General features: G+C 36.8%; 7 protein-coding genes and 1 pseudogene. 4 read left to right on the forward strand and 4 right to left on the reverse strand.

Features of this window, described 5'->3' with window-relative positions:
* Positions 1–579: 579 nt before the first annotated feature.
* Positions 580–741 (forward strand): annotated as a pseudogene (locus EKC99_RS14460) (IS701 family transposase); the annotation flags it as partial.
* 408 nt (positions 742–1,149) lie between these two features.
* Here EKC99_RS14460 and EKC99_RS14465 read toward each other — a convergent pair.
* Positions 1,150–2,064 (reverse strand): cation diffusion facilitator family transporter, encoded by a 915-nt coding sequence (locus tag EKC99_RS14465; RefSeq protein WP_033015916.1) that lies wholly within the window; start codon positions 2,062–2,064, stop codon positions 1,150–1,152.
* 320 nt (positions 2,065–2,384) lie between these two features.
* Here EKC99_RS14465 and EKC99_RS14470 point away from each other — a divergent pair, with 320 nt between their 5' ends.
* Entirely contained in the window at positions 2,385–2,762 is a 378-nt protein-coding gene (locus EKC99_RS14470; RefSeq protein WP_042410023.1) for a FixH family protein, read from the forward strand.
* Positions 2,763–3,069: 307 nt separating this feature from the next.
* Positions 3,070–3,636 (forward strand): SCO family protein, encoded by a 567-nt coding sequence (locus EKC99_RS14475; protein WP_163152530.1) that lies wholly within the window; start codon positions 3,070–3,072, stop codon positions 3,634–3,636.
* Positions 3,637–4,367: 731 nt separating this feature from the next.
* On the opposite strand, the gene EKC99_RS14480 is transcribed toward EKC99_RS14475, so the two are convergent.
* The 3 genes from EKC99_RS14480 to EKC99_RS14490 form a co-directional block, all read right to left on the reverse strand.
* A complete protein-coding gene (locus EKC99_RS14480) occupies positions 4,368–6,467 on the reverse strand; it encodes a heavy metal translocating P-type ATPase (RefSeq protein ID WP_064214496.1) in 2,100 nt (699 codons plus the stop codon).
* Positions 6,468–6,485: 18 nt separating this feature from the next.
* Positions 6,486–6,809, reverse strand: coding sequence for an ArsR/SmtB family transcription factor (locus tag EKC99_RS14485; protein ID WP_033015899.1), 324 nt, complete (start codon positions 6,807–6,809; stop codon positions 6,486–6,488).
* 91 nt (positions 6,810–6,900) lie between these two features.
* Positions 6,901–7,641: a ZIP family metal transporter gene (locus tag EKC99_RS14490; protein ID WP_160331299.1), complete on the reverse strand. Its 741-nt coding sequence runs from the start codon at positions 7,639–7,641 to the stop codon at positions 6,901–6,903.
* Between the two features lie 346 nt (positions 7,642–7,987).
* Between EKC99_RS14490 and EKC99_RS14495 the strand changes: the two genes are divergently transcribed.
* A complete protein-coding gene (locus tag EKC99_RS14495; RefSeq protein WP_064214013.1) occupies positions 7,988–8,479 on the forward strand; it encodes a PCYCGC motif-containing (lipo)protein in 492 nt (163 codons plus the stop codon).
* The last annotated feature ends 413 nt before the right edge of the window (positions 8,480–8,892 follow it).

Raw genomic sequence — 8,892 nt, forward strand, 5'->3', positions numbered from 1 at the left:
GGGCTCCACTCCTTTCTTTGGTTGTATTTTTTTCGCACTTACTACCTTACCAGGAGGAGAGCCCGTTTTTCATCTATTTTGCTTACATATCTGACAGGTTCCTTATTATACCAAATCAGGAACCTGTCTTTTTTTCTCCCACAAACATTTTACTCATACTTTCACCTCAATAAACAAAGAACAAAAAGACCGTAAAGCGTTTCTTAAAGGAAGCGTTTTGCGGTCTTTTCATTAGAGTCGTGCGAAGTATGAGACGTCTTACCTTTTCATGATCATCGACAATCAGTGCAACATGTAGGCGAACAGTGCCTGGCACTGTTCGCCATTAAACTCCCATGCAAATGATATCTTTTAAGAAAATCAGATATTCTCATCATCTCTTCCCCCTTGTTCATCACAATGTTTGGGCTGTTGAGTATGTAGTTATTTCATGATGGCCGAAAAACAGAGGTGACAAGCTTTTTTCCAGACGTTAAAACTCAGAGAAAAATCGTGATGGATAAACTTTTGGCAATAGCAAACGAATGAGAGTGCGGGCGGGTTTTTATAGTCATCTTAAACGATTGATAATTTACATTACTTGCGTATGTGTACAGCATGTTCGAGTCTAACAGTGATTTTTCGGATGGGCTCGATCTCCTGCGCAAGAGAAAAGGACATAGCCTCGTGGAGTTCATTTATCGTGCAGCAAAACAAAATATTCCCATTGATACCGTGAAAAAACAGCTCCACGTGGCATAAGGGGTACCCTGTTTGTCTCTTTTTAAATGGTAATTATTGTAACGAAAATTGCTCAACTACAGTTAATTAGTCCCCTTCCTATCACTAAAATTACGTAAGAACCACTTTTATTCTGCCATATACAGTCACTTTTTATATATACAAAGCATTATATAAAATTTATAAAGTAATTATGACTGCAACGTTCAAGCAATACAACATCATGCCGTACTCTATTTAAATTTCCTATACGTTGTCGGATACCGACTTCGCAAATCTAACACTTTGATGTAAATGCAAACTTGGTATTATATGTATTTTTATTAAAAAACTTTCTTAAAAAACCTATTTCACATTTTAACAAAAAGGCTATTGTAGGTTAGGCGTATAAAGAATAAAATTTCCCCCTTATCAAAAAAAAAGGGGGTGTTAATTGCAAATATCTGTTTCCGTACATTTTTTCATTTGTTCGCCTTCTATTTGTATAGTGGAGTGCTGAATGCCAAAATGCTTCTGTAACATCGCTTTTGCCTCATGTAATACATGATCGCGATCAATCCGAGAATCAACAACAAGATGACAACTCAAAGCCGGAAAGCCTGAAGTAATCGACCATATATGTAAATCATGAACACTTGTGACTCCTGATAAAGACAACAATTTATTTTTCACTTCTTGCAAATCAATATGCACCGGTCTTCCTTCCATGAGAATATGGACAGATTCCTTCGTTACACGCCAACCACTAATTAAAACTAAAACAGATACCAACACACTCACAATCGGATCAGCAATGTTCCAATCAAAAAGTAATATAAGTAATCCTGCTACAATCGCCCCAGCTGACCCAAGTAAATCTCCCAACACATGTAAGAAAGCACTTCTTAAATTAAGGTTCTCACTCCTATCTCCTTTCATTAAAATCCATGCAGCTAAAACATTAACGATAAGTCCAATTCCAGCTACTGTCAACATTCCAAAACTCATTACTTTAGGTGGATCAAAGAAACGATGGTAGGCTTCGTAGAATATATAGACAGAAATGAGTAAAAGGGTCACTCCATTCAATAATGCAGCTAAAATTTCAAATCGTTTATATCCGTAGGTTTTCGTTTCACTTGCTTGCTTTTCTCCCATCTTTAGAGCTAAAAGACTTAAACCCAATGCTGCTGCATCGCTTAACATGTGTCCTGCATCGGATATTAAAGCAAGACTGTTCGTTAAAATCCCACCTATAATTTCAACAACAAGAAATGATAAAATGAGAAAAAAACTAATTAGCAATGCTTTTTGATTTGCATGATGTGCATGAGAATGATCTCCGCAACCATGATGATGTCCCATATTTGAACCTCCTTTTTACATATTCTTCTTCTGAATTTATTTTATTATTCAATAGGTTTCTCTCTTTCCAAATGTATTCATTAAACGATAGCAACCAATCATTCGTATATTCGCCATTTTGCAGCCTTTATATTTTACATACCAATCAGTGATGTTTTAAATATGAATATATATTCATTTAATAATATTGCATTGTGCATGGAAATTTCTTTATTGTTGGTTTTTAGCCACATTTCATAACAGAACAAAGCCTTTTTATGAAGTAAAATGATATAAGATATTACTAACCTTACTTAGGGAGGTTTTTGATAGTGTTAAAAATGAAAAAGTTATTCGCGTTGGCTTTAATAAGCCTTTTTGTACTTGGTGGGTGTAGCCAGGAAAAAGAAGCCCCAGAATTGATTGAAGTAAAATTTAAAACAATTCCAGAGAATATAAAGGTCAATAAAGAGGTGGAATTAGTCGCCACTGTTACTCAAGGAACCGAAAAAGTAGAAGATGCTGATGAAGTAACATTTGAAATTTGGAAGGAAGGACAAACGAAAGACCAACATAAAAAAATTGAAGCCAAACACACTAAAAATGGTGAATACAAGGTTACTTATGTCTTTAAAGAAACAGGAAAGTACTATGTCATTTCACACACAACAGCTAGAGGAATGCATAATATGCCTAAAAACGAAGTAATTGTAAAGTGAAAAAAACTCCTTAAAGAAACTTCAGCTTATCGATTTTATGGACAAGCTAAAGTTTCTCACGGACGGTGAAATATTTAACGAATCAGTTTGCAGAGGAACTCGCCAAGCAAACCGTACGGGCGATGGCGATTGCCCATGCTATGCGCAGGCATGAGCGAAATGACTGAAACAGGTGCTCATAGAAGCGACGGGATGTTCGCATATCGATATTGCCAGGACGACGCCAATTATTTCGATTTATACCGGAGACGTAGCGCTCAGGATCATGTATGATACGGACGAAGAGAGAGGATAGGTGAAGGTAAAGATGAAACGAATGTTGCTTATTCTTTCCATCGTGTTGCTAGCTGCGTGCGGAAAAACGATTCCGGACGCCAAAAATTGGCCGGTAGATGATTTTACGTTTACCGACCAACATGGGAAGAGGTTTGGGTTGCGTAATTTAAAGGGAAAAGTATGGGTAGCTGATTTTATTTTTACAAGCTGTGAAACCGTCTGTCCGCCGATGACAGCGAATATGGCGAAGCTGAAAAAAATGGCGGCCAAGAAAGGGCTTAAGGTCGAATTTGTCTCATTTAGCGTCGATCCGGGAGTAGATACGCCGGAAAAGCTCGAGGCCTATGCCAAAAAATTTACAACAGATTTGTCAAATTGGCATTTGTTGACGGGATATAGCCAAGAAGAAATCGAGCAACTGGCGCAAAAAAGCTTTAAAACGATCGTGAAAAAACCGGAAAACGACGATCAAGTCATTCACGGAACAAGCTTTTATTTGGTCGGTCCAGACGGCAAAATCGTCCAGACATATAACGGAGTGCAGGATGTTCCGTACGAAACGATTTTAGAGCACATTAAAATTTTGCAATCATCCTAGGCGCAAAAATGGCGGCGCATTTTTACCTTTTCATGGTGCTCCCAGTATGGGCGTCATCTATAAAAATCCTAGGCGGGGATTAGCGAGCGTCTACGGCTAACCAAAGGCAAGGTGTCTATCACGAGGTAGAATCTGGAGAAATCTGGAGGCAAACGCTGGTCTAGATTACACGAACCAAATTGCCCGATGAGACTGCTAGACAAGGTAAAGTCCAAAGCCGCCAAGGGCTATTTCAATAAACTTGGGTGGGCATATGAACGGAAAGATGACGCTTTTACCCAAAAAGCATGGCGGACGACACGCACTCCTCATTTATACAGAACAAAGTCCTCGGAATTGCGTATTGGCAATCCCGAGGACTCAAGAGCATTATGCAGAAATATGTTGAACTTCATCAAGATTAGTGAACCACTTAGTTCAGGACCGCGTGCTAGGTGGTGGAGAAGACAAGGGAGAGTCGCCCCGCTCCCCTCTTACTTAATTTCGTAAGAACCATATGACTTTTATAACAGAACACATTTAAGATTTCTTGCCATGCTCGCTCTCGATAATACCTTCTCTACTTGAATGCCTTTCTTTCTAAAATGTTCAATAATCTGTTCTATACTCTTTTTCATTTTCGATTCCGTTTTTTCTGGTTTCATCCGTTTTCCCACCAACGGTTAATCTTTAGCAATTTTATTTTATGCGTGTATCAAATACATCGAAAACTTAGATGTATATTTCTTTATCTAATTTATTACATTATGTTCTTTATTCTCCCACAAAATCGTTAAGCTAATTAAAGTAACTAAAATAGTGGCACCCATATCCGATAAAATAGCAATCCAGAGTGTAAGCAAGCCCGGAATAGTCAGTAATAGAGCTAATAATTTAAGACCTAATGCAAGGGAAATATTTAGTTTGATAATACGATTTACTTTTTTAGCAGTTCTTATAGCGCTCGGTAGTTTTCCAAGATGGTCTTGCATTAAAACGATGTCTGCCGTTTCAATTGCGCTGTCAGTACCTTTTCCCATTGCAATACCCAAATCAGCTGTTGCTAAAGCAGGTGCATCATTGATACCGTCACCAATCATCGCCACTTTGCCTTTTAACGCTAATTCTTTTACCTTTTCCACTTTATCTTCTGGTAACAGATTGGCGTAATACTCTGTTACTCCCACTTTTCGTGCCACTTTCTCTGCTGTTTTTTGATGGTCACCCGTCAACATCACTGTATGTTGAATACCCGCTTGATGGAGCGCCTTGATTACACTTTTACTTTCTTCTCTAATTTCATCAGAAATTCCGACTAGCCCCATCACTTGACGTTCATCAGCAAGCAACACTAACGTCAAGCCTTCTTCTTTCATTTTCTCAATATCGGCTTTTACTTTCTCCGTTATTTGTAAATGCGAAATACTTTTCTCGTTCCCCACCCAATACCGTTTGCCTTGAATAAGCGCGATGATTCCTTGTCCAGAAACCGTTTCGATTTCCTCCGGATCATGTAAAGCAACTTCTGTCTCAACCACTTTTTTCATAATTGCCTTGGCCAACGGGTGGGATGAATTTTTCTCAATTGAACCGATAATCCGATAAAACTCATCTTGATCATCTATATAAACCGTTACTTTTTCAACATGTGGCTCTCCTTTTGTAAGAGTTCCCGTTTTATCGAAGGCAATCGTATTAATTTTTCCTAACTGCTCAAGAAACACTCCCCCTTTCACAAGAATCCCGTTACGAGCATTTCTTGTAATCCCAGAAACAATTGCAATCGGTGAAGATAAAATTAGCGCACACGGACACCCGACAATTAAAACGGCTAAACCTTGATAAAACCATTTGTTCCACTCGGCACCAAAAAATAGTGGAGGTATCACCATAACTAAAACGGCAACAATCATGATTAGAGGAGTATAATATTTGGCAAAACGATTGATAAACAATTCAGTTGGCGTTTTTGTTTCCTGTGCTTCCTCGACTAAGTGTAAAATTTTGGCTAATGATGAATCCTCATATGATTTTGTAATCTCAATTTTCAAAATCCCTTCGTTATTAATACTTCCGCCAAATACTGTTTCTCCATTTTCCTTTTCAACAGGTAATGACTCCCCCGTAATAGCGGCCTCATTCACGGAGCTTTTACCTTCCACAACTACTCCATCCGAAGGAATTTTTTCTCCGGGTTTTACTAAAACAATATCTCCTACTTGAAGGGACTCAATAGGAACCACTTTCTCTATGCCATCCTTCAATACTGTCGCTTGCTTTGGAGCCACTTCCAACAACTTTTCCATCGACTTTCTGGCCTTTTCCATTCCAATGCCTTCAAGATATTCATTTAATCCAAAAAGAATGGCAACAACCGTTGCTTCTTTCCACTCTCCTATGGAGATGGCCCCAATTAATGCCACGGTCATCAACGTATCAATGTTGAATTTCAGTTTAATTAAGTTTTTTAAACCTTTCAAAAACGTCTGATATCCACTAATAACCATGGCAATTAAGTACAAACCGATCACCAGAAAACTGTTTGTCTGCTTCTCAAGGAAAAACGCTATGAAATATAAAGCAGTCGAAACAATAAGTAAAAACTTTAAATTGACTCCTTGATGATGTGAATGCTCATGTTCGTGATGATGAGCTTGAGTTTTTTCAATAAATGCTCCGTCTTCTGATAAAATTTTTTCGACTTGTTTTAAATCAACTTTTTCATCAATTTTTAGTTTTCCTGTATTATAATTTAGTGTTGCTGATTCCCCGTGTTCTAAACTCCGAATTTTCTTCTCGATTTCGGCGGCGCAATGAGCACATGACAAACCTTTTATTCGATATTCCTCCATGATAAAATCCCTGCCTTTTTAATGATGTCTCGCGTGATCAATTGTTTGTTTCAGGATGTTCATGACATGTTTATCGTCATGAGAATAATACAGCGTCGTTCCTGCGCGTCGGTATTTAACAAGGCGCAAATTTTTTAGAAAGCGCAATTGATGTGACACAGCTGATTGTCCTAACGACAATTTTTCAGCAATTTCGTTCACTGAATACTCCTTTTGTGATAGTAAATATAAGATTCTAATTCTCGTCGGGTCACTTAATGCTTTAAACGTTTGTGAAACAATAAATAAGGTTTCCTCGTCTAAATCCTTATCAACAGATTGTGTGTGTTTAGATTCTTCCATAAAATATTCCTCCTATATTGAATATATGAACACATTTTCATATATGCTACAAAAAAAGTATCATAATACTCTATACACTGTCAAACAATATTTAATGAATAAGTAATAAAAACATATAAACAAACAATAAACCAAGTAATACATACAACCCAAACTCATGAAATCTCATTTTTCTTTTGGCTTTCCATAAGATTTCATGGAACGTTACGAATGATAAAGTGCCAATTGCTCCTCCGAACAAGAGAGTATTGAGTTTGTAAGAATTGTCTCCAATTAGAAATCCGATAAAAATGCTTGCGCCAAGAACAACAGCCAAAAAAACAGCACTAATTACAAACAGTACGGATGGGGATTCTACAAATGCCATTGCCCCCATTAAAGCCATTCCTTCAGGAATATGATGTAGAATCAATGCGGCTAACAGTGGAGAAAGAGAAAATGCATCGGTTTTCATTGTGGTCCCTAACGCCAAACCAGTTGGCAAGTTATGAATGCCAATTGCAACAAGCAAAAGTACAAAAGAACGTATATACTCTAGGCTTCCATTGGCCACATTTAAATTTTTATGTAATAATTTCTCAGCTATACTCATCGATAAAATACCTGCTAATATCCCTAAGACAATTCCCATCCAGCTATTCTGAGTAAAACTTTCTGGAAGCAATTCGAATAGAATCAATCCGAGCAACAGACCGCCGCAGAAAACGAAAGTCCGCTCTATTTTCATTCCTAAAATAAAACGGAATAAAAAGCTGAAAATCCCCCCCAAGGTAATTCCTAAAAACATAAAAATAGTAATGATGGGAACCATTAATATTTCTCTTTCTCCCATGATGTCACCATCCATTTTGTCCATAATTCATTTTTATCTATCCTATGCATGAATGAAACAAAACATGTCTTATCAACATAAAAACACACTTTTCTTTCTGTCTTTCCGCAATAAAATGATTCGAGGTTATATTCGAGGTTATAACGGAAAAATTAGATCGTTATTTTTTACATCAAAATTTTTACTTCTTCCGCCTCCCTAGTATCTCATATTCCGTTTAACCACTATGTATTGTGTTGTTTTCAAACTGAAAAGCTTTTCTATGTGTTAAGAAAACGTGTATAATAGATACGTATCTTTTATGAATATATGTTCATTTATTAATCTAGTGTCAGGAGGATATAAAATGGTAAATTACAAAAAATTTTTCCCTATTACATTATTAAGTGCGTTCTTAATTGTTGGTTGCTCTAATTCGCTACAAGAATCAGGAAACAACAAAAAAGAACATCAACAAACAGAAAGCAGAGATATTGTAGAAGAAACAAAAAGTGTCGAGGTTCTACCAAATTTCTTGGATGATAAACCGAAAGAAATGAAAAACTTATACGCTAGCGCAGCGAAAAATAGAGAATTGCTTGAAAATATTCCGTGTTATTGTGGCTGCGGTGAATCTTCTGGGCATAAAAATAATTATGACTGCTTTGTATATAAAAATCTTAAAGACGGAGCAATTGTGTGGGACGATCATGCTACAAAATGTGGAGTTTGCCTAGAAATTGCGGCCACTTCCATTCAAGATTATAAAGCAGGAAAATCAATAAAAGAGATTCGAAAAAAAATTGATGAAGCATATAAAAATGGGTATGCCGAACCGACTCCAACGCCAAACCTGTAATATCTTAATAACGTTGAAGTTTTAAAAGTCCCTGTACTGACTCTTAGATGGAGTACTCTTCAAACTTGTAAGAGTACTCCTAATCTTTTTTATAAAAAACAGCAAGCATGAATCGATAATAAGCAAAAGGAGTTAATTTTATTTTTTTGACATTAGACGCAAGAAAAATTTAATGGAAAGCATACGCTTCAACATCCGCAAAAATAAAATGAGGGCATAGACGATCTGATTCACTCCTTTTGAATAATGCCTCTTGCAACATACCAAGAACTCTTTATAAATATAATAAATTTTTAATGAAAGATATTTTTACCTAAAAATTATGTATTTGATAATTTAAAATTGAGCCACTTTTGAAGGGTTCGATCACATAAAAAATGAGCCACCTGATTTCCAATTTTCATTACCTCCCT

It is taken from the genome of Anoxybacillus sp. MB8 (assembly GCF_011006755.1).
Taxonomy (GTDB): domain Bacteria; phylum Bacillota; class Bacilli; order Bacillales; family Anoxybacillaceae; genus Anoxybacillus; species Anoxybacillus gonensis.